This is a genomic window from Streptomyces sp. ID05-39B, from assembly GCF_033794725.1.
Classification (GTDB): Bacteria; Actinomycetota; Actinomycetes; order Streptomycetales; family Streptomycetaceae; genus Streptomyces; species Streptomyces bobili.
The window spans coordinates 1-19,232 of the sequence record NZ_JARGEF010000092.1 but is presented as its reverse complement, the minus strand read 5'-3'; the positions used below and the strand labels follow the sequence as shown (position 1 = coordinate 19,232).

The 19,232-nt window shown below is 67.7% G+C and carries 19 protein-coding genes and 3 pseudogenes; 10 read left to right on the top strand and 12 right to left on the bottom strand.

What is annotated here, in order from left to right:
* Positions 1 to 13: 13 nt before the first annotated feature.
* The gene (locus P1P75_RS20745) at positions 14 to 466 is read left to right on the top strand and encodes a hypothetical protein (protein ID WP_319257516.1); all 453 of its coding nucleotides are present in this window, start codon (positions 14 to 16) and stop codon (positions 464 to 466) included.
* A gap of 130 nt (positions 467 to 596) precedes the next feature.
* Here P1P75_RS20745 and P1P75_RS20740 read toward each other — a convergent pair whose 3' ends face one another.
* On the bottom strand, positions 597 to 2,021 hold the full coding sequence (locus P1P75_RS20740) for a hypothetical protein (protein WP_319257517.1): 1,425 nt from the start codon (positions 2,019 to 2,021) through the stop codon (positions 597 to 599).
* A gap of 264 nt (positions 2,022 to 2,285) precedes the next feature.
* Here P1P75_RS20740 and P1P75_RS42055 point away from each other — a divergent pair, with 264 nt between their 5' ends.
* Positions 2,286 to 2,915: a Tn3 family transposase gene (locus P1P75_RS42055; RefSeq protein WP_369076343.1), complete on the top strand. Its 630-nt coding sequence runs from the start codon at positions 2,286 to 2,288 to the stop codon at positions 2,913 to 2,915.
* Here P1P75_RS42055 and P1P75_RS20735 read toward each other — a convergent pair.
* Both P1P75_RS20735 and P1P75_RS20730 read right to left on the bottom strand, forming a co-directional pair.
* Entirely contained in the window at positions 2,839 to 4,146 is a 1,308-nt protein-coding gene (locus P1P75_RS20735) for an MFS transporter (protein ID WP_319257519.1), read from the bottom strand. The two genes, P1P75_RS42055 and P1P75_RS20735, sit on opposite strands and share 77 nt — an antisense overlap.
* A gap of 26 nt (positions 4,147 to 4,172) precedes the next feature.
* On the bottom strand, positions 4,173 to 4,838 hold the full coding sequence (locus tag P1P75_RS20730; RefSeq protein WP_319257521.1) for a helix-turn-helix domain-containing protein: 666 nt from the start codon (positions 4,836 to 4,838) through the stop codon (positions 4,173 to 4,175).
* A 92-nt stretch (positions 4,839 to 4,930) separates the two neighbouring features.
* Here P1P75_RS20730 and P1P75_RS20725 point away from each other — a divergent pair, with 92 nt between their 5' ends.
* Together P1P75_RS20725 and P1P75_RS20720 are read left to right on the top strand one after the other, a co-directional pair.
* Positions 4,931 to 5,596, top strand: a complete 666-nt coding sequence (locus P1P75_RS20725; RefSeq protein ID WP_319257521.1) for a helix-turn-helix domain-containing protein — start codon at positions 4,931 to 4,933, stop codon at positions 5,594 to 5,596.
* Between the two features lie 26 nt (positions 5,597 to 5,622).
* The gene (locus P1P75_RS20720) at positions 5,623 to 6,930 is read left to right on the top strand and encodes an MFS transporter (protein ID WP_319257519.1); all 1,308 of its coding nucleotides are present in this window, start codon (positions 5,623 to 5,625) and stop codon (positions 6,928 to 6,930) included.
* On the opposite strand, the gene P1P75_RS42050 is transcribed toward P1P75_RS20720, so the two are convergent.
* Positions 6,854 to 7,114 carry a Tn3 family transposase gene (locus P1P75_RS42050; protein ID WP_369076342.1) on the bottom strand — a complete coding sequence of 87 codons (261 nt, stop codon included), beginning with the start codon at positions 7,112 to 7,114 and terminating at the stop codon, positions 6,854 to 6,856. The genes P1P75_RS20720 and P1P75_RS42050 overlap by 77 nt on opposite strands.
* Positions 7,115 to 7,747: 633 nt before the next feature.
* On the opposite strand from P1P75_RS42050, the gene P1P75_RS20715 reads away from it, so the two are divergent.
* On the top strand, positions 7,748 to 9,172 hold the full coding sequence (locus tag P1P75_RS20715; RefSeq protein WP_319257517.1) for a hypothetical protein: 1,425 nt from the start codon (positions 7,748 to 7,750) through the stop codon (positions 9,170 to 9,172).
* Positions 9,173 to 9,302: 130 nt separating this feature from the next.
* Here P1P75_RS20715 and P1P75_RS20710 read toward each other — a convergent pair whose 3' ends face one another.
* Both P1P75_RS20710 and P1P75_RS20705 read right to left on the bottom strand, forming a co-directional pair.
* Positions 9,303 to 9,755: a hypothetical protein gene (locus P1P75_RS20710; protein WP_319257516.1), complete on the bottom strand. Its 453-nt coding sequence runs from the start codon at positions 9,753 to 9,755 to the stop codon at positions 9,303 to 9,305.
* Between the two features lie 189 nt (positions 9,756 to 9,944).
* Positions 9,945 to 10,355, bottom strand: coding sequence for a type I restriction enzyme endonuclease domain-containing protein (locus P1P75_RS20705; protein ID WP_319257514.1), 411 nt, complete (start codon positions 10,353 to 10,355; stop codon positions 9,945 to 9,947).
* Positions 10,356 to 10,412: 57 nt separating this feature from the next.
* Here P1P75_RS20705 and P1P75_RS20700 point away from each other — a divergent pair.
* Positions 10,413 to 10,841: pseudogene (locus P1P75_RS20700) on the top strand (transposase); the annotation flags it as partial.
* A gap of 186 nt (positions 10,842 to 11,027) precedes the next feature.
* On the opposite strand, the pseudogene P1P75_RS20695 reads toward P1P75_RS20700, so the two are convergent.
* Both P1P75_RS20695 and P1P75_RS20690 read right to left on the bottom strand, forming a co-directional pair.
* A pseudogene (locus P1P75_RS20695) lies at positions 11,028 to 12,026 on the bottom strand (IS5 family transposase).
* Between the two features lie 132 nt (positions 12,027 to 12,158).
* Positions 12,159 to 12,428, bottom strand: coding sequence for a hypothetical protein (locus P1P75_RS20690; RefSeq protein ID WP_319257512.1), 270 nt, complete (start codon positions 12,426 to 12,428; stop codon positions 12,159 to 12,161).
* 470 nt (positions 12,429 to 12,898) lie between these two features.
* On the opposite strand from P1P75_RS20690, the gene P1P75_RS20685 reads away from it, so the two are divergent.
* The 3 genes from P1P75_RS20685 to P1P75_RS20675 all read left to right on the top strand — a co-directional run bounded on the left by P1P75_RS20685 (position 12,899) and on the right by P1P75_RS20675 (position 15,504).
* Positions 12,899 to 13,255, top strand: coding sequence for a hypothetical protein (locus P1P75_RS20685; protein ID WP_319257511.1), 357 nt, complete (start codon positions 12,899 to 12,901; stop codon positions 13,253 to 13,255).
* Positions 13,256 to 13,493: 238 nt separating this feature from the next.
* Entirely contained in the window at positions 13,494 to 14,462 is a 969-nt protein-coding gene (locus P1P75_RS20680; RefSeq protein ID WP_319257509.1) for a tyrosine-type recombinase/integrase, read from the top strand.
* A gap of 397 nt (positions 14,463 to 14,859) precedes the next feature.
* On the top strand, positions 14,860 to 15,504 hold the full coding sequence (locus P1P75_RS20675; RefSeq protein ID WP_319257507.1) for a uracil-DNA glycosylase: 645 nt from the start codon (positions 14,860 to 14,862) through the stop codon (positions 15,502 to 15,504).
* A 187-nt stretch (positions 15,505 to 15,691) separates the two neighbouring features.
* Here the strand turns inward: P1P75_RS20675 and P1P75_RS20670 are convergent, their stop codons facing one another.
* Entirely contained in the window at positions 15,692 to 15,937 is a 246-nt protein-coding gene (locus tag P1P75_RS20670) for a hypothetical protein (RefSeq protein WP_319257505.1), read from the bottom strand.
* Positions 15,938 to 16,102: 165 nt separating this feature from the next.
* A pseudogene (locus tag P1P75_RS20665) lies at positions 16,103 to 17,182 on the bottom strand (IS1380 family transposase); the annotation flags it as partial.
* A 603-nt stretch (positions 17,183 to 17,785) separates the two neighbouring features.
* Between P1P75_RS20665 and P1P75_RS20660 the strand changes: the two are divergent.
* Positions 17,786 to 18,205 (top strand): hypothetical protein, encoded by a 420-nt coding sequence (locus P1P75_RS20660; protein ID WP_319257503.1) that lies wholly within the window; start codon positions 17,786 to 17,788, stop codon positions 18,203 to 18,205.
* A 421-nt stretch (positions 18,206 to 18,626) separates the two neighbouring features.
* On the opposite strand, the gene P1P75_RS20655 is transcribed toward P1P75_RS20660, so the two are convergent.
* Positions 18,627 to 18,803 (bottom strand): hypothetical protein, encoded by a 177-nt coding sequence (locus tag P1P75_RS20655; RefSeq protein WP_319257501.1) that lies wholly within the window; start codon positions 18,801 to 18,803, stop codon positions 18,627 to 18,629.
* Between the two features lie 120 nt (positions 18,804 to 18,923).
* A partial coding sequence (locus P1P75_RS20650) for a hypothetical protein (protein WP_319257500.1) occupies positions 18,924 to 19,232 on the bottom strand: 309 nt, incomplete at its 5' end.

Genomic DNA, 19,232 nt, shown 5'->3' with positions numbered 1-19,232 from the left:
TGGAGGCTCTGTCATGGACCACCCGACCATGCGCGCGGCGGTCGTCGCCGCACTCGCCGACGTCGAATCACTCCACACCAAGCTGAACGGCCTGCTCGCCGACATCGACGGAACCGACGTCGCCGTCGACCTCGGACGCCAAGGGCTGTGGACGAAGGCACAGGTCTCGCTGCTGTGGAGCAGGGTGGGCCACCTTCCCGGCGTCCGCGCGCTCTTCGAGGTAACCGCCGAACGGCCCGACGAGAAGATCACCTTCACGGAGCTCCTCCAGCGCTCCGGACTCCAGGAACGCCAGCAGAGAAACGAACACGCGGCCCTCAGTCGTATCTCCTCCCATCTGTTCAAAGAGAAGCGCTGGCCCATCGACAACAGCCAGGGCGGTTCCGACAGCACGACAGGCAAAGCCGAGATGCTCTATTGGATGGACAACCGCGTCGCCGAATGGTGGCGCGACATCGCCCAGTAGAGGTCCGGACAGAGGAGATCAGTGGCGCCGGCGCACTGGACCGCCCGCCATGCCTCGGCGGATATAGGGAGCGCTCAGTGGATGGACGGTCACGGTAGGGCTACTCGCCGCGCAACCGGCGACGCGGGTGTCAACGTTCACGCCGCAGCGAAACCCGCACATTCGCATCGTCATCACGATCAAGGAACAGGCCCGACCCTTTAACGCTGGTGAGGTACGGAACGCGCACGCCTGCATCGAGAACCTTCGGCTCCCCTGTGCCGGTCGCCAGGTTCAACTCCGCGACGACCGCCTCCGAGCCGCTGGCCGCCGACTTCCCCAGGACCGCCCCGTAAGCCGTGCCGTCGTCGCGGATCGCGGCGAGCGCGATCGTCTTGCGGTCGCCGTCACCCTCCAGACAGGTGCCCTTGCCTCGCTTCAGATCAAAGACAACTGGTCCGGCTGCCAGGTAGCGGCCGTCCGGCGAAGTAATCACGGGGTAGTCGCGAGCTTCATTGGAGTCCGCGACGTCATACGCACAGACCATGCTGGCCCGGAGCTTGCCCGTTCGCCCATCGTGCACTGACCACAGCGGGTCGTTCGGAGCGCCAAACTTGCCGCCCGTCGACCAGCCGACGAGAAGGTTGCCGTCGGCGACGCCGTACGCATCGCCATTCCAGGAACCGACAATGCCTGTCTTCGCTTCGAGGCCGTGCGGGCGCACGTCGTCGCTGAACCAGCGGCCCGGAAGGCCGAAGCCTCCGGTACCCATGCTTACCAGCGGGCCGTCCGGCGTGGCTGCCATCACGCGGGTACTGGAGCACGCCACCGTCGTTGCACACTGGGAAAGCAGCCCGTTCGGCTTCTGATACGAGTCGACCTTTCCGGTCGCCACGTCTACCGCCGCAGCCGAGCGGGGAAAGGCCTCGTTCCCACCCCAGGCGACGAGGACCCGCCCACCAGTCGATCTCACATGCACCTCACCGGGGTCCGCCGAGACGGGGACATCGATCTCCCGCAGCGGCTTGACCGAGGTGCCCGAGGCGTCGGCGGCGTACACGGCGAGCCGCACCACCTCCGCCCCCTCGTGGAGAGAGTCCTTGCCCCGCATTCCGTGCGCGTACGCAAGCACGTACTCACGCCCGTCCTGCTCGACCGCCGTCACATCCGGGATTTCTCCCAACTCACCGGACTCCGCATCCCCCTCCGCACCCTCGACCGGCGTGGGCGGGTTCCAGGGCGCGGAAATCCAGCGGGCCTTGCCGGTGTCGGCGGCCTTCGCCTCGACGGTGTAGCCGTTCGAGGCGACGTGCAGCATGGCGATCGCACCGGAGCGCGGTACGGCGGTCACGGGAATCGTCCGCACTACACCTGGAACCCAGTTCAAGGTTGCGTCCCAGCCTTTGGCGGGGTCGTAGGCCGACGGTACGTGCAACTCAGCGAGCGGCTTCGCCTTGTGGCTCGGCTGAGCGAACCCGTTCTTGTCTTGGTCGCTGCTGTCACCGTTGTCGCCGCTACACCCCGCCACCAGGACTGCCGCCAACAGGACCCCGCCTATCGACGTGGCCACACGCATGTCGCTCTCCCTCTTCGCCCCGATGGCAACCCTCACGGGCGCCCGTGATCAAGCGTTTGGCGACGCTACCAGGGCTGACTACACAATTAACGCGGGCGATCGCTCTCTGCTCGCTACCAGCAGCACGTTCACCTGGTCTTCTCGCCGACTCCGTGGAGGCAGCGTCGGTGCGCCCGATCGAGAGGCACATACGAATTGGCTGATAGGGGCCGCTGTATGGCGGGGAGCCGACCTTGATCAGGTTCCGCGAGAGCTGGTCCGATTATGCGCGTTGAGGCTTCGGATTCGGGGGTTGCCTTCGTGACCAGATCTACAGCGGGAGGGCTGTGCCGCGCCAGAGGCGGCCAGTCGAAGCGGGACAATCCCTGCTCCGGCAGACGACCCACTCATGAGACTTCGGCGGGGAATCACGGTCGCCATCGTGGCCGCCGGCGGGGCCGTGACAAGGATGCTGGTCGGGCTCGTCAAGGCGGTGTCCGAGACAGAGTGGCCCGGGTGGCTGGGGTGGTTGCGGCGCCATGCCTGGTTCTCGTTCGCTGTGCTGGGCGGGGCTATGGTCGGGCTGGCCGTGCTGCTTGCGGCGCTGCCAGCCACTCCCAGCTGATCAACTGCACGGCCTCCGAGGTCGCCGCGATGATCGAGGGCGCGATGCGGCACGGCACCACCATGGATGTCGAGGCCAACTACACAGACAGTCATGGCCAGTCGGGGATCGGGTTTGGCATCACGAGACTGCTGTGCGTGAAGCGTGGGCGAGGCCAGAAGGAGCGATGGGAGGGAGAAGGAAGCCAGATGGTCCACCTCCCTCCCGTAAACGTCATGTCGCTGTGTTCGCACTGCTTTGTGAGGCGTCTTCCTTGGGTTGCGTCTTCACGACACCCCGCCCACGCGTAAGGTCCATCTCGCGCCATTCCGGCCGCAGTCCGGCCAGATTCGTGGTGAGGAAGTACGCGGCGCCGCAGGTGAGCAGCACCGGCATGAGTCCGACAGCGGTCACCGCCGCCCCGGCGATCAGCCCGCCGAGAGGGATGCCGGCCCAGGCCAGCGAGTCACCGAGCGCGTTGACCCGGCCCAGCATCCGGCGCGGAACCCGCTCGACGAGGACGGCCCCCAGCACTGGGTTGATGAAGCCGGCGCCGAACCCACTGATTGCGAAGACGGCCAGTACTACCCCCAGCGGGGCATCGAAGGCGAGGATCAGGAACCTCGGTGCCCCGAGCAGCAGGAATCCGGTGAGAACCACCACCCGCCGCCGCAGCCGGTGCGCGACCACTGCGGCGATCAGGCTCCCGCCGACCGCCGCGGCCCCCATCACGCTGCCCATCAGACCGATCGCGGCCGGCCCGTTGCCGGACTCCCTGGCCCAGACGGGTACGAGCACCGAGGTGAACGCCGCGTCCAGCAGGTTGGTGATGCCGACCATGACGATGACGGTGAGCAGCAGCGGCTCGCCGCGCAGGAAGGTGAAGCCCTCGCCGAACCGCCGCCAGTAACCCGGTCCCGTTCCCCCGGCCTGAGAGGGGGCTTCCTCGACCGCGTGCCCCATGCCGCGGGGCAGAGCGAGTTTGATGATCAGCGATCCGAGGGCGAAGCAGCCCGCGTTCACGGCGAGCCCCGTCAGGGGACCGAGCAGAGCCACGAGGGATCCGCCGACCGCCAGGCCGACGGTGGAGGCGAGCCGCTCGATCACGCCGGACAGACCGGTGGCCCGCTCCAGCGGCACCTGGCCGCGTTCAGCCGCCTCCGGGACCATCACCTCCTTGGCCAGGTCGCCGGGTCCCCGGGTCGCGCCGATCAGCGCGACCACAACCAGCAGAAGGGGAAAGGAGAGCAGGTCCAGGGCGTGGAGCAGGGGAACCGCAGCAGCGGCGGTCGCGCTGGCCAGATCGGTGGTCCAGGAAACGGCCCGCGGGCCGATCCGGTCCACCAGCGGCCCGGTGAACGCCTTGACCACCACGTAGGGCGCCATCTCGCAGAAGGCGACCAGCCCGGTCTGGGTGGCGCTGCCGGTCGTGACGAGGACGAACCAGGGCAGTGCCACAACGGAGATCCGCGTGCCGGTCAGCGACACGGCCATGGCCGCCAGCACCCCACCCAGCGGGCGTAAGGACCGCTTTGTGGGCATGCCGTCGGTGCTTAAAGCGGCCCCTGTCACGACGTCTCCGCTTCTGTCACGGTCTCAGGGCCGGAGTGCACCTCCGACGGGGCGGGCGTATCCAGTTCTGGCAGAAGCTGCGTGATGACGCCGACCCGCTCCGCTCCCCCCGGGGCACTGGCCGCAGCCTCGGGCGTATCTCTCCGGTACCGGGCGATGACGGCCCTCAACTCCTGCCGCAAGGCGATGGCCTCTTCGGGCGTGAGCCGCAAGGCCAAGTCGCTCATGTCGAAGGTGTCCCGCCAAGCGCTGGGCATCGTCTGCAACTCGTTCAACGTCTGCTGAGTGCGCAAGGTGTACGTGGTGGCGACGGATTGCAGGAAGGCCAAAATGGCCTCGGGCTCTCGATCGACCAGCTCCCGGTCGTTGAGCTCCGTCATCTGATGTACGGAACGCCACCAGCGCTCTCGCGCGTTGCCGCGCTCGGTGTCCTCCTCAACGAAACCAGCCGCGCCGAGCTGGCGCAGGTGGTAACTGGCCGTCCCGGAATTCACGCCCAGCCGCTCCGCGAGACGGGTAGCTGTGGACGGGCCGTACCTCCGCAGCAGCCCAACCATGTGGACACGCACCGGATGCGCCATGGCACGCAGCCCCTTGGCATCCAGAACAACGGCGTCCTCTCCAACGTTCGGGCCATCCGGCCTCTCCACCGCATCAGTCATACGACGCACGGTAATCCACAAAGAGTCCTTCGCAAAGAGTCCTTCGCGAAGGACTCTTTGCGAAGGACTCTTTGTGGATTACCGTGCGTCGTATGACTGATGCGGTGGAGAGGCCGGATGGCCCGAACGTTGGAGAGGACGCCGTTGTTCTGGATGCCAAGGGGCTGCGTGCCATGGCGCATCCGGTGCGTGTCCACATGGTTGGGCTGCTGCGGAGGTACGGCCCGTCCACAGCTACCCGTCTCGCGGAGCGGCTGGGCGTGAATTCCGGGACGGCCAGTTACCACCTGCGCCAGCTCGGCGCGGCTGGTTTCGTTGAGGAGGACACCGAGCGCGGCAACGCGCGAGAGCGCTGGTGGCGTTCCGTACATCAGATGACGGAGCTCAACGACCGGGAGCTGGTCGATCGAGAGCCCGAGGCCATTTTGGCCTTCCTGCAATCCGTCGCCACCACGTACACCTTGCGCACTCAGCAGACGTTGAACGAGTTGCAGACGATGCCCAGCGCTTGGCGGGACACCTTCGACATGAGCGACTTGGCCTTGCGGCTCACGCCCGAAGAGGCCATCGCCTTGCGGCAGGAGTTGAGGGCCGTCATCGCCCGGTACCGGAGAGATACGCCCGAGGCTGCGGCCAGTGCCCCGGGGGGAGCGGAGCGGGTCGGCGTCATCACGCAGCTTCTGCCAGAACTGGATACGCCCGCCCCGTCGGAGGTGCACTCCGGCCCTGAGACCGTGACAGAAGCGGAGACGTCGTGACAGGGGCCGCTTTAAGCACCGACGGCATGCCCACAAAGCGGTCCTTACGCCCGCTGGGTGGGGTGCTGGCGGCCATGGCCGTGTCGCTGACCGGCACGCGGATCTCCGTTGTGGCACTGCCCTGGTTCGTCCTCGTCACGACCGGCAGCGCCACCCAGACCGGGCTGGTCGCCTTCTGCGAGATGGCGCCCTACGTGGTGGTCAAGGCGTTCACCGGGCCGCTGGTGGACCGGATCGGCCCGCGGGCCGTTTCCTGGACCACCGATCTGGCCAGCGCGACCGCCGCTGCTGCGGTTCCCCTGCTCCACGCCCTGGACCTGCTCTCCTTTCCCCTTCTGCTGGTTGTGGTCGCGCTGATCGGCGCGACCCGGGGACCCGGCGACCTGGCCAAGGAGGTGATGGTCCCGGAGGCGGCTGAACGCGGCCAGGTGCCGCTGGAGCGGGCCACCGGTCTGTCCGGCGTGATCGAGCGGCTCGCCTCCACCGTCGGCCTGGCGGTCGGCGGATCCCTCGTGGCTCTGCTCGGTCCCCTGACGGGGCTCGCCGTGAACGCGGGCTGCTTCGCCCTCGGATCGCTGATCATCAAACTCGCTCTGCCCCGCGGCATGGGGCACGCGGTCGAGGAAGCCCCCTCTCAGGCCGGGGGAACGGGACCGGGTTACTGGCGGCGGTTCGGCGAGGGCTTCACCTTCCTGCGCGGCGAGCCGCTGCTGCTCACCGTCATCGTCATGGTCGGCATCACCAACCTGCTGGACGCGGCGTTCACCTCGGTGCTCGTACCCGTCTGGGCCAGGGAGTCCGGCAACGGGCCGGCCGCGATCGGTCTGATGGGCAGCGTGATGGGGGCCGCGGCGGTCGGCGGGAGCCTGATCGCCGCAGTGGTCGCGCACCGGCTGCGGCGGCGGGTGGTGGTTCTCACCGGATTCCTGCTGCTCGGGGCACCGAGGTTCCTGATCCTCGCCTTCGATGCCCCGCTGGGGGTAGTACTGGCCGTCTTCGCAATCAGTGGGTTCGGCGCCGGCTTCATCAACCCAGTGCTGGGGGCCGTCCTCGTCGAGCGGGTTCCGCGCCGGATGCTGGGCCGGGTCAACGCGCTCGGTGACTCGCTGGCCTGGGCCGGCATCCCTCTCGGCGGGCTGATCGCCGGGGCGGCGGTGACCGCTGTCGGACTCATGCCGGTGCTGCTCACCTGCGGCGCCGCGTACTTCCTCACCACGAATCTGGCCGGACTGCGGCCGGAATGGCGCGAGATGGACCTTACGCGTGGGCGGGGTGTCGTGAAGACGCAACCCAAGGAAGACGCCTCACAAAGCAGTGCGAACACAGCGACATGACGTTTACGGGAGGGAGGTGGACCATCTGGCTTCCTTCTCCCTCCCATCGCTCCTTCTGGCCTCGCCCACGCTTCACGCACAGCAGTCTCGTGATGCCAAACCCGATCCCCGACTGGCCATGACTGTCTGTGTAGTTGGCCTCGACATCCATGGTGGTGCCGTGCCGCATCGCGCCCTCGATCATCGCGGCGACCTCGGAGGCCGTGCAGTTGATCAGCTGGGAGTGGCTGGCAGCGCCGCAAGCAGCACGGCCAGCCCGACCATAGCCCCGCCCAGCACAGCGAACGAGAACCAGGCATGGCGCCGCAACCACCCCAGCCACCCGGGCCACTCTGTCTCGGACACCGCCTTGACGAGCCCGACCAGCATCCTTGTCACGGCCCCGCCGGCGGCCACGATGGCGACCGTGATTCCCCGCCGAAGTCTCATGAGTGGGTCGTCTGCCGGAGCAGGGATTGTCCCGCTTCGACTGGCCGCCTCTGGCGCGGCACAGCCCTCCCGCTGTAGATCTGGTCACGAAGGCAACCCCCGAATCCGAAGCCTCAACGCGCATAATCGGACCAGCTCTCGCGGAACCTGATCAAGGTCGGCTCCCCGCCATACAGCGGCCCCTATCAGCCAATTCGTATGTGCCTCTCGATCGGGCGCACCGACGCTGCCTCCACGGAGTCGGCGAGAAGACCAGGTGAACGTGCTGCTGGTAGCGAGCAGAGAGCGATCGCCCGCGTTAATTGTGTAGTCAGCCCTGGTAGCGTCGCCAAACGCTTGATCACGGGCGCCCGTGAGGGTTGCCATCGGGGCGAAGAGGGAGAGCGACATGCGTGTGGCCACGTCGATAGGCGGGGTCCTGTTGGCGGCAGTCCTGGTGGCGGGGTGTAGCGGCGACAACGGTGACAGCAGCGACCAAGACAAGAACGGGTTCGCTCAGCCGAGCCACAAGGCGAAGCCGCTCGCTGAGTTGCACGTACCGTCGGCCTACGACCCCGCCAAAGGCTGGGACGCAACCTTGAACTGGGTTCCAGGTGTAGTGCGGACGATTCCCGTGACCGCCGTACCGCGCTCCGGTGCGATCGCCATGCTGCACGTCGCCTCGAACGGCTACACCGTCGAGGCGAAGGCCGCCGACACCGGCAAGGCCCGCTGGATTTCCGCGCCCTGGAACCCGCCCACGCCGGTCGAGGGTGCGGAGGGGGATGCGGAGTCCGGTGAGTTGGGAGAAATCCCGGATGTGACGGCGGTCGAGCAGGACGGGCGTGAGTACGTGCTTGCGTACGCGCACGGAATGCGGGGCAAGGACTCTCTCCACGAGGGGGCGGAGGTGGTGCGGCTCGCCGTGTACGCCGCCGACGCCTCGGGCACCTCGGTCAAGCCGCTGCGGGAGATCGATGTCCCCGTCTCGGCGGACCCCGGTGAGGTGCATGTGAGATCGACTGGTGGGCGGGTCCTCGTCGCCTGGGGTGGGAACGAGGCCTTTCCCCGCTCGGCTGCGGCGGTAGACGTGGCGACCGGAAAGGTCGACTCGTATCAGAAGCCGAACGGGCTGCTTTCCCAGTGTGCAACGACGGTGGCGTGCTCCAGTACCCGCGTGATGGCAGCCACGCCGGACGGCCCGCTGGTAAGCATGGGTACCGGAGGCTTCGGCCTTCCGGGCCGCTGGTTCAGCGACGACGTGCGCCCGCACGGCCTCGAAGCGAAGACAGGCATTGTCGGTTCCTGGAATGGCGATGCGTACGGCGTCGCCGACGGCAACCTTCTCGTCGGCTGGTCGACGGGCGGCAAGTTTGGCGCTCCGAACGACCCGCTGTGGTCAGTGCACGATGGGCGAACGGGCAAGCTCCGGGCCAGCATGGTCTGTGCGTATGACGTCGCGGACTCCAATGAAGCTCGCGACTACCCCGTGATTACTTCGCCGGACGGCCGCTACCTGGCAGCCGGACCAGTTGTCTTTGATCTGAAGCGAGGCAAGGGCACCTGTCTGGAGGGTGACGGCGACCGCAAGACGATCGCGCTCGCCGCGATCCGCGACGACGGCACGGCTTACGGGGCGGTCCTGGGGAAGTCGGCGGCCAGCGGCTCGGAGGCGGTCGTCGCGGAGTTGAACCTGGCGACCGGCACAGGGGAGCCGAAGGTTCTCGATGCAGGCGTGCGCGTTCCGTACCTCACCAGCGTTAAAGGGTCGGGCCTGTTCCTTGATCGTGATGACGATGCGAATGTGCGGGTTTCGCTGCGGCGTGAACGTTGACACCCGCGTCGCCGGTTGCGCGGCGAGTAGCCCTACCGTGACCGTCCATCCACTGAGCGCTCCCTATATCCGCCGAGGCATGGCGGGCGGTCCAGTGCGCCGGCGCCACTGATCTCCTCTGTCCGGACCTCTACTGGGCGATGTCGCGCCACCATTCGGCGACGCGGTTGTCCATCCAATAGAGCATCTCGGCTTTGCCTGTCGTGCTGTCGGAACCGCCCTGGCTGTTGTCGATGGGCCAGCGCTTCTCTTTGAACAGATGGGAGGAGATACGACTGAGGGCCGCGTGTTCGTTTCTCTGCTGGCGTTCCTGGAGTCCGGAGCGCTGGAGGAGCTCCGTGAAGGTGATCTTCTCGTCGGGCCGTTCGGCGGTTACCTCGAAGAGCGCGCGGACGCCGGGAAGGTGGCCCACCCTGCTCCACAGCAGCGAGACCTGTGCCTTCGTCCACAGCCCTTGGCGTCCGAGGTCGACGGCGACGTCGGTTCCGTCGATGTCGGCGAGCAGGCCGTTCAGCTTGGTGTGGAGTGATTCGACGTCGGCGAGTGCGGCGACGACCGCCGCGCGCATGGTCGGGTGGTCCATGACAGAGCCTCCAGTTTCGGCTTCGTAGACGAATCCGTACGTCTCTGACGGTATGGACTCGTCCACGAAACCGCAAGGGTTCGGAGAGTAATCATCTCTGTCGTCCGAGAGCCGCGCCCAAGAACCAAGAAGGACCAGTACGAGGCGAGCCTGTTGCCTCCTCTTGGTCCTCTCGTCTCCCGCCCAGGGTCAGCTGTCCTGGGTGCCGTTCGTGGACCACTCGTTGGCGAACTGCTCCATCTGCTTCAGGACCAAGTCGATGGACTCCGGGGCCTCGTCCGGCAGGTAGTTGCGGCGGGCCAGGAGACGCTTGATGGCGCTGCGGAGGCGGGCGCGGACTGGCTCGCGGGCGATCCAGTCCGGCTTGAGCTTGCTGCGGACCTCCGCAACCACCCGCGTCGATGCGCCGGAGGAACCGGGCGGAGAGTCCCGGCCGTGGTACATCGGGCGCCGCGGGGTGAGGGACAGCGCGAACGATCCGGTTGTTCTGCTGTGGACCAACCCCCTGGCGAAGACCTGGATCGAGACCCGGCCCGAGAACCCGGGCGAGGTGGTCCTGCGTCGGCAGCTCCGCTGCATACAGCGGATCGTCGCGGACACCGCCTTTGGCTCCTCCGGGGTAAGTAGTCACCAGTAGCCGACGTTCCGTTCAGCGTAGTGAACGCCGACGGCTCCACCGAGTCCGGCTCCCTGATCGACGAGATCGTCCGCGAGGGCACCCGGCGGATGCTCGCCGCCGCGCTGGAGGCCGAAGTCAACCAGTACATAGCCGAGTTGGCCTCGGAGATGGACGAGGCCGGGCGCCGCCTGGTGGTCCGCAACGGCCACCACCGGCCGAGGACCGTGACCACTGCCGCAGGTTCCGTCGAGGTCACGGCCCCGCGCGTCAACGACACGCGGGTGGACGAGGCCACCGGCGAGCGGATGCGGTTCTCCTCGAAGATCCTGCCGCCGTGGTGCCGCAAGTCACCCAAAGTCAGTGAGGTGCTGCCGCTGCTCTACCTGCACGGGCTGTCTTCGGGCGACTTCGTGCCCGCGCTGGAGCAGTTCCTCGGCTCGACGGCCGGCCTGTCGCCAGCCACCGTGCAGGCCCACCGGCCGCCTCCTGCTCGCCCACCTCGCGGATCCGACGCGGCACCGCATCCTCCAGATGCGGCGCCGGGCCGGCGCCAGACAGGAAGTACGCGACAGCATCGATGGGCGTCCCGCCCGCCGGTGGCAGCTCGGCCAGCCAACGCTCAACGTTGAAGACCGCCCGGGCCAGATGCCCGGCTAGGGCCTGTCTGATGTTGTGATTGCCGGGCGGTTTTGGAGGCTGCGGATCCAGAGAAGTGCCGCGCGGAGTTCAAAGGCCGGCTTGGTAGTTGGCGGGGTCCTTGTCGTAGCGGGGTGGCGAGGCCCCGCCATGCCTTGATCTTATTGATGCCGCGTTCGACGGTGTTGCGCCCACGGTAGAGGTCGCGGTCGCAGGTGACGGGACGCCCGCCACGCGAGCCCTTCTTCCGGCGGTTGGCCGCCTGGTCCCTCGGCTCGGCGATCACGGCCTTGATTCCGCGTCTGCGCAGGTAGGTGCGGTTGCGGCGGGAGGAGTACGCCTTGTCGCCGGCAATGGCCCGGGCCGGGTCCGGGGCCTGCCGGCCGGCCCGCGGACCTTGATCTTCTCCAGGCGGGAATGAACTGAGGGCTGTCACCCGCCTGCCCGACGGTGACGATGACGGCCAGCGGGCGGCAGGCGGAGTCGATCGCGAGATGGATCTTCGTGGTGAGGCCGCCACGGGAGCGGCCCACACTTGCTGCCGCCAGGCGGGCCCTGCGGCGCCTGGTCAGCCGTCGGCGCTCTTGGACGGCGGGGTCTTGGTGTCCGTCTTGTTCCTTGCCTGTGCCCCTTTTTCGGCGGCTGCCTTCTCCAAGGCGTCCAGCACCTCGGCGTCGACGGGCAGTCCCGCCGCGTCGTGGTGGGCCCGGGCCGTGGTCGAGCCCACGCTGACCAGCGACAGGTCCACCTTGCCCTGCCGGGCAGCCTCGGCTATCACGCCGTCGAGCAGCGCGGTGAAACACCCCGGCCTTCCGCCAGTGGCGGAACCGGTCGTAGACGGTCTGCCACGGCCCGAAGCACTCGGGCATCTCTCGCCACTCGGCCCCGGACCGGAACTTCCACACGACGCCTTCGAACTGGGCCCTCGGGTTCTGCGGATACGGGCCGAAGGCGCCGATCGGCAGGAAGGGCGCAATGAAGTCCCACTCACCATCGGTCAGTTGTGCTCGAGTCACGGGCATTGTTCTACCGAAGATCTCGGCCCGACGGGCCGAAACCCCGGCAGAGAGATCACAACATCAGACAGGACCTAGTTCCCCCTTGCCGTCAAGGAGGGGCTTCTCTGGTCGTGCCACGTTATCGGCCCGTCAGCGCTGGTTGGCCGGGGCCAGAAGAGCGCGTACCGCACGGCTGAAACCGCGCAGCGGGCTGGCGCCGGCCATCGTAATGAGGGCCACCGCGATCAGTCCTGCCCAGGACAGAAGCTTCAGGATTTCGGCGGCCGGCATCCCCGTGAGCGTGAGGACTCCGGCGAGTACGAGGATGGTCACGATGACTGCGGCTTCACCGCCGCCCAACTGCCTGGAGATGTGGGTAGAACCGGTGCGCGCGACGCACGCGAGGTGACGCTCAGACACGGGAGTGCTCCGTTTGTTCGGGACGCCCTGCGGCGCATGCCACAGGCCATGTTGCCACGCTGCCTTCCCCCGACTCCACGGCGTGCTGGGGCTGCAGGCGCAGGCGCTGGACGGCCTCGGGCGCCATCAGGAGGCCGAGCAAGTGCGTTGCTGGCTTCAGGAGCGTCCGCTCCCGCCTGCTCCTCATAAGTGACCGGTGACGAGCAATTCTGTGAGAGGTCCGGAGTGTGGTCCGCCTTGACGCCCAGGCAGCCTGGCTGTAGCACATCACGACGTCCCCGAACTGTCATGCGCCTTCCGGCGCACGTGCCGCACGGCGCCAGCTTCGGAGATTGCGCTGCACACCTACGACGCCAGAATTCCCGGGATGTGCTTCGCAGCCACGGGTGGTCGGCCCGTACGCGCGGTTGGCTTGAGCCCAGCGCATCCCTTTCTTCACAGGGTTCCCGGGCACTCTCTATGATCCGGAAATGCCATCCGACAGCGCCACCCCACTCGATCACGCCATGGCCAGCGTCCGCGATATCGATACCACTGACCAGGCGACTTCCCGGATCATCACCGGACTGACCTTATGGTGGTTCCTCTTTCCCGTCGCACTCTGTGTGGGTTTGAGCATCGTGTCCGGGCCGTCGCCCCATGTCTTCTGGGAGGGGGTCGCCAGGGTCTTGCTCTGGGTTGGCCTGGGCGGTGCGGCAGTCGCTCCTGTCGCTGGATTTGTGGTGGCGTTGGCCAGACGGCGGCGGGCCTGCTGGCGCTTTGCCGCCATGACTGCCTTGTCCACCACGGGGTTCGTCTTCATCCTCCTGGCGCTCGCCCAAGCGTGATTTCTTGACGGGCACCACCACCCTCCCCTGCTTCCATCCCGTCTACCTTCGGCCCACACGTATCTGGAGCGGGCGTGGTTCAGGGCGACAAGGTGGAGCGCGCCACTGTACGAACGACCTTGACGCCCTGGGCCGCGTCTGCTCGACTTTGCCTGCGCCGAAGGCAGGCAGGAGCCGGTCCTTCCCTGACCGTCAGAAGCGCAAGGCCGAAGAGTGGCTGGCTGAGACGGCTGCCGACATGTCTCGTGGTGAGTACGTCGATCCCAAGGCCGCCCGGACGACCTTCCAGCAGTACGCGGAGCGCTGGATCGCCGGGCAGACGACCGACCTGAACACACGCATCGGGACGGAGACCCGTCTTCGGCTGCACGCCTTCCCCCGCATCGGGGCACGTCCGCTTGGGTCCTTCCGCCCGGTCCACGTCCGCGAGTTCGTGCGCGACCTGGAGAACGACTCGATAGGCGGCAGCTACGCCCGCAACATCTACGCCAACGTCCGCGCGGTGCTGTCGGCCGCCGTGGATGACGGCCACCTCGCCCGGAATCCGTGCTCGGCGGCGTCCGTCCGCCCGCCGGCCGTCTCGGCCGCCCGGGTCATGCTGTGGCTCCCGTCCCAAGTCCATGCCGTCCGCGACGCTCTGCCGGACCGGTACCAAGCCATGGTCGCCGTGGGCGGCGGCTGCGGTCTCCGGCAGGGCGAAATCATCGGCCTGGCAGAAGACGCCGTACAGCTCGACGGAGACACGCTGCGGGTCACCACTCAGATCAAGCTGATCCGGGGTGTCTCCGTCTTCGCTCCCCCCAAGGGCAACAAGGAGCGAGACGTGCCGCTGCCGTCCTCGGTGGCCTCCGCCCTGCGCCGGCACACGACGAGTCACCCGCCCGTGGGCATCAAACTGCCGTGGATCAAGCCGGACGGCCCGCTCACCGAGCGACGCCTGATCTTCACTAACACGGCCGACGGAATCGTATGGCGAAGCAACTTCAACATCCAGGAGTGGAAGCCCGCCCTCGCAGCCGCCGGCCTTATCCCGACGCCCGAACCCGGAAAGCCGTACGCCTCCGCCCGGCAGCACGGGGTGCACGCCCTTCGCCACTTCTACGCCTCGGTCCTCCTGGACGCGGGCGAGAGCATCAAGGCCGTGAGCAGCAGCGAGCGAGCCCGCCGGGCCCTGGATGGTGTCTTCGACTCAGCCCAGGAACCCTGACGGCCCAGAGACGGCCCACCGGGGACAAGACAGCCTCCTGCTGGCGAGAACATCGTTGGTAGGGGGCTTCTTCGTGCCCGTAGTACGTGAGTTCTCCGTACACCGCGACCGGCCCGACGTCCGTCCCGGCGGGATCAAGCAGCCGGTACGGCTCCGAGCGCAGATCTGGGCCTTGCCCATCTCTCTCGACCATGAGGCGGGACGACAGCCACGCGCTTTACGGGCTGTCCGCTGAACTGGGCAAACCCGCCCTGCAGTTCAGCCGACAGGTACACGCCCTGATGCTCCAGGACATCCTCCGCTGGCCCCCTGTGGGGCAGAGTTACTTGAGCAGTCTGCAGTGTCGGACCCTCCAGGTAGGGTTCCCATTGTGATGTGAGCTGGTGTTGGAGGAAATATGGCGAGACGAATGCGGGACGGGGCGTTCCGGATAGAGCAGGAGCAGGGGCGCTACGCCCCTCACGTACGTCCGATCAATGAGATGGTCGACGCCTTGCGCGACCAGGACGAGCGTGGCTGGATGCCGCACGTCGCCCCCTGGCACGGCGGCGTGGACGCGCGCGCCCTGTCGATCCTGCGGGACCCGGGCCCCAAGACACAGGAGGGTGTCGGCTCCGGATTTCTGTGCGTGGAGAACGACGATCCGACAGCGGAGCTTCAGGTCCAGCTCTTCGAGGGGGCGGGGATCGCGCCGCGAGACGTCACTCCCTGGAACGCCTACCCCTGGTACATCAACCGCTCGCCGAAAGCGGCCGAGCTTCAGGCCGGCGTCGAGGTCCTGAAACAGCTGCTGGGGTTGATGCCCAAGGCCGAGGTCGTGCTTCTCCAGGGCAGCGAAGCCCAGGACGCGTGGCGCCGCCTGCTCAAGACGCACCCCGGAGTTGTCCGTGAACGGAGTCTGAAGGTGGTCAGCACCTACCACCCGGGACGGCAGGCTCTCTTCGTGCGAGACCCGGATGAACGCACCCGCCGCGCACAGCACAGAGTCGACTCCTGCCAGACCGTCGGCGACGTGCTCCGTGGGGTGGGCGGGCTTCTGTAGAAATCGGCAATGCTGAGGTGGACCAGGGATGGTCGACAGCTTCGACCTTGTCGTCGACATCGGCGGCGTACCCAACAGGCGGCGCAACCCAGACGAGGACCACGTCCTGATCCGGTGCGTCCGACCCGCTCCCTCCGAAGGTGGCTCCTTCGCCTTCGACGCGTACGGCTTCGTCGACAGCCTCGCGTCAACCGACCCCGACCTCCTGGACTTCCTCACCGGCACCGACGTCGACCTGCACGGCGAGTCGGCACAACAGCACGGACTGCCCGCGCGTCGGCCGGGACCTCGAGTACACCTCCACCGGCTGGCCCTTTGGCAGGTCGCTGAAGTCCACCACGGTCCACGGCCGCGTCACACTGCCCTGGGGCAACAGGGCCTCGGTGAGCTCGTTCTTGACCGTATGGTCGATCTCGCCGCGCAGAGTGACCACCGAACGTCATCGACGGCGGTGTGGCCGACCGACAGGCCGGGCCGAGCCGTTCCGTGGGTTTTGGTCAACCGTTTCCTCGCCGGCGGGGCCCGGGCCCCGACACAAGATGCATTGACAGCCTGCCCCGACATTAAGGTGAACACCCGTTCGGCCGGGTGCGTAGGCCCGGATCCGGTCCTCGGCCCGTGCCCGGAGCCGGTGACGCAGCTCGAGGGCGGCGATCGGCCGGCCGGTGGTGTTGGTCGCGAAGCAGGTGATCCGCATGCCGTCCGCGTCCGTGATCCTCAACTGGGCGCCGGGATGGGGCCGTTCCTTGCGGACGATCAGCCGCATGCCCTTGGGCCAGCCGTCAAGGAGCTTGCCGGTGAGCTCGGCGACCCAGGCCCCGTCCCGCGCCTCACCGTCGTTCTCGATGGCCGGGGTCCAGGCCGAGGCGGGGACCTTCAGTACGTGTTCGTGGATCGCTTCGCTGACCGTCATGCCGACCGAGTAGGACAGCCATCGGCCCCGCTTCGCGGGCCAGGACACGAAGTCATGGCTGCCGCCGGCGGAGTGCGTGCGGATCAGCGTCTGCCGTCCTCGCCGGTATCGCTTGGGCAGTTGGGCCAGGGCGAGTTGGGCGGTGGTGATGTGGTCGGCAGCGGTGTTGGAGCCCGCGTTTCCCGGTCTGAGGAGGGTGGCGACGGGCTCTCCGGTTCCGCCCGGTCCGTGGTCGACGAAGGCCGTCAGGGGGTGATGGCCGTAGGTCTTCTTCCAGGTTGGCGCCGCGTCCTGCTTGTCGGAGTGGGCGATCACGAGGACGCCGTCGAGGTCGACGGTGACCTGACCGTCGGCGTCCGGGGCGTTCTCGCCGGCCAACGACCAGGCACGATGGCGGACTCCGGGGCGTGCGGACCGGATGGCCTGCAGGGCCTTCTCGCCGGACGCGGCGAGGGTGCCGATCAGGCGGAAGACGGTCGGATCGGAGGCGACCGGGCCGAAGACGGCCGGCTCACACCGCAGCATCGCGACGTCCGCGAGGCAGTCCCCGCCCAGTGCGACCGCCAGGGCAACGTCCAGGAGGATCTTGCCGGGATCGTGGACGGCCCGCGGCTTCCGCCACGGAGCCAGAGCTGCGGATATCGCCTGGTCAAGGCCCGTCTTGCGGACCGTCTCCAGCAGCAGGACCGCACCTGCCTGCGAGACCACCTGCCGACCGTCTCCCCGGACACGGACATGTGGGTACGACGAGATATGCTCTCTCACCTGGAAAGTGCTCTTTCCCCTGCAGCCAACAGGACCCTCAGCAAGTCCTATCGTTGCAGGTCAAGGGCACTTTCCGTGTTTCTGATCAACTCTTGGACAGCCCACCTCGTGAAAGCGCGAGGCTCACTTCGCAGGCCGGCCCACCGTGCCTTGTGCGGGCGGACCTCACGGAACCGTTGTGCCGGTGACCTTGACCGAGGCCCCCCGGCACCAGCGACGACGACGTGATACAGCGCGCGCCGCCGGCCGCGCGGTTCTGGCCATCAGACCTGCCCCAAGGCCCGAATAGGCCAGCAGGATCGTCACAGCCGCAAAATGGGGCTCGTCAGCTGGACAAGGCAGCGATGGCTGCGGTCGCCGCGGCGGAGAGGGTGATGACCGCGACGAAGGCAGTGGCGGCGCGGGTGAGGGCGGCGGGGTAGGTGGCACCGTCCATGCGGGCGAGCTTGCCCGCACCGGCCGCAACAGTAGACCCGCGACAAGCATTTATTGCGGCGGACGCTGCCCACTGGAGCAGGGGAACCGGCTCGGGCAACTTCGTCGTGGACGGCGTCGCGGCCTTGGGCCTCGTAGGCTGTTCGTTGATCCGAACAAGGGGGGGACATGGCGACGTGGGGTTTGGTCATCGAGACGACGGTCGGCATCGGGGAGCGTAAACACGCGGAGGCGTACGTGCTGGCGCAGCTGGAGGGGACGCGCGACGAGGCGCTCGTGGAGCTGGAGCAGCGCGCCCGGCACCATTCACCGGAGCATCCAAGGAGCCCCAAACGGCGCCGGCTCTTCCGGGAGAGTGACGGGTTCCTTCTGGTCATCGATGGTGCCTGGCAGTCGTTCAGCACTCGGTTCACGGTCGCGGAGCTGCTGGAAGACAGCGCCGCACCGGCTCAGCTCGCGCAGCCTCGCAAGGGCGAATCGAATCCGGCGGCTGCCGCGCCGCCTCCGCCCTCCCCACCGCCCGTGGAGCGGTATGCGGATGGGGTGCCGGTACGGCCGGCGTGGCTGGGCCGCAAAGACCTGACGTAGCAGCAGTATGGCCAATGAGTCGGCGGCTGGTTGGTTGGTTGGTTACAGCAGCACGCTCGATACGGTGTAGAGAACGCGTAAAGAGTCGGCGCGTGGTGTGCCGGGAAGTCGGCGCCCTGGGGGTGTTCCCCTTTTCCGCCGACGCCCTGAAGGTCTCCTCACCGTGTCCGAAGTTCGCTTCTGGTACGTCCTCGGCAGCGACGCCGACGCCTGCCTGGCCCAGAAGTGTCGCGCTGGAGGCCAGGGTGCCCGCCCAGTCTCTAGTGACCTGAGTCAGAGATTCGTCGGTCGACCTCGGTCTTCTGCCCTGGCCCGAACGCCAGGCCGTTGCCCGGGCGTTGCGCACGGAGCCCGTCGGCGGGCTGGTCCTGTTGGCCGCGGTGGTGGCGCTGGTGTGGGCGAACAGCCCACTGGCCTCCTCCTACACCGCACTTCGCGGCGCATGGTCAGCCTTGCCGCCCGGACGAGCGGGCTCACCGGCGGAGGCCAGGTTCACCGTCGCCGCAGCAGGGGCCGTGGCGAGGAATCCGGCACCGATCAGGGTCAAGGGGCTCCTGGACTTCGCCTTGTGCGTGCTGCGCTGGTGGTTCCTACTCATGTCCGGCTCCTCAGATGGTCTCCGCCGCCTGCCAAGATCGGTGACGGCCATGACCAGAGTTACCGGTGGGGCTGACGTGCCGATTCAGTTTGACCGCCGCGTCAGCGTCTCGTAAGGAATTCACCACCCCATCCGCCCAGCACGGTCCCCGGTGTCAGCAGCGGTGAGGGCGAAGACGGGGACGGTGAAGGGCTGCCGGTCGGATCTCCGGCCGTAGGCGATGGGGAGTGGGTGGCGGCACCACATGCTGAGGCAACCCGAGCGAGGGCTCTCTCCGCTGCCGGGCAGCAGGATGAAGTACACCAGGGCCGCGCCGGCCACCGCCGCAGCGCCGGCGGCCGCCGGCCAGTGGCGACGCAGCCAGTCCAGTGAGTCTGTTCTACCGACCGACTCAGCAGGGCCGGCGGGCGGGGGTTGGATCGGTTCCGG

Coding starts and splice junctions, on each gene's coding strand:
- P1P75_RS20720 (WP_319257519.1), top strand. CDS start 5,623: ATGCCCACAAAGCGGTCCTTACGCCCGCTGGGTGGGGTGCTGGCGGCC.
- P1P75_RS20710 (WP_319257516.1), bottom strand. CDS start 9,755: ATGGACCACCCGACCATGCGCGCGGCGGTCGTCGCCGCACTCGCCGAC.
- P1P75_RS42055 (WP_369076343.1), top strand. CDS start 2,286: ATGCGCGTTGAGGCTTCGGATTCGGGGGTTGCCTTCGTGACCAGATCT.
- P1P75_RS42050 (WP_369076342.1), bottom strand. CDS start 7,114: ATGATCGAGGGCGCGATGCGGCACGGCACCACCATGGATGTCGAGGCC.
- P1P75_RS20715 (WP_319257517.1), top strand. CDS start 7,748: ATGCGTGTGGCCACGTCGATAGGCGGGGTCCTGTTGGCGGCAGTCCTG.
- P1P75_RS20735 (WP_319257519.1), bottom strand. CDS start 4,146: ATGCCCACAAAGCGGTCCTTACGCCCGCTGGGTGGGGTGCTGGCGGCC.
- P1P75_RS20680 (WP_319257509.1), top strand. CDS start 13,494: ATGTCTCGTGGTGAGTACGTCGATCCCAAGGCCGCCCGGACGACCTTC.
- P1P75_RS20675 (WP_319257507.1), top strand. CDS start 14,860: ATGGCGAGACGAATGCGGGACGGGGCGTTCCGGATAGAGCAGGAGCAG.
- P1P75_RS20725 (WP_319257521.1), top strand. CDS start 4,931: ATGACTGATGCGGTGGAGAGGCCGGATGGCCCGAACGTTGGAGAGGAC.
- P1P75_RS20730 (WP_319257521.1), bottom strand. CDS start 4,838: ATGACTGATGCGGTGGAGAGGCCGGATGGCCCGAACGTTGGAGAGGAC.
- P1P75_RS20660 (WP_319257503.1), top strand. CDS start 17,786: ATGGCGACGTGGGGTTTGGTCATCGAGACGACGGTCGGCATCGGGGAG.
- P1P75_RS20685 (WP_319257511.1), top strand. CDS start 12,899: ATGCCATCCGACAGCGCCACCCCACTCGATCACGCCATGGCCAGCGTC.
- P1P75_RS20740 (WP_319257517.1), bottom strand. CDS start 2,021: ATGCGTGTGGCCACGTCGATAGGCGGGGTCCTGTTGGCGGCAGTCCTG.
- P1P75_RS20745 (WP_319257516.1), top strand. CDS start 14: ATGGACCACCCGACCATGCGCGCGGCGGTCGTCGCCGCACTCGCCGAC.
- P1P75_RS20655 (WP_319257501.1), bottom strand. CDS start 18,803: ATGAGTAGGAACCACCAGCGCAGCACGCACAAGGCGAAGTCCAGGAGC.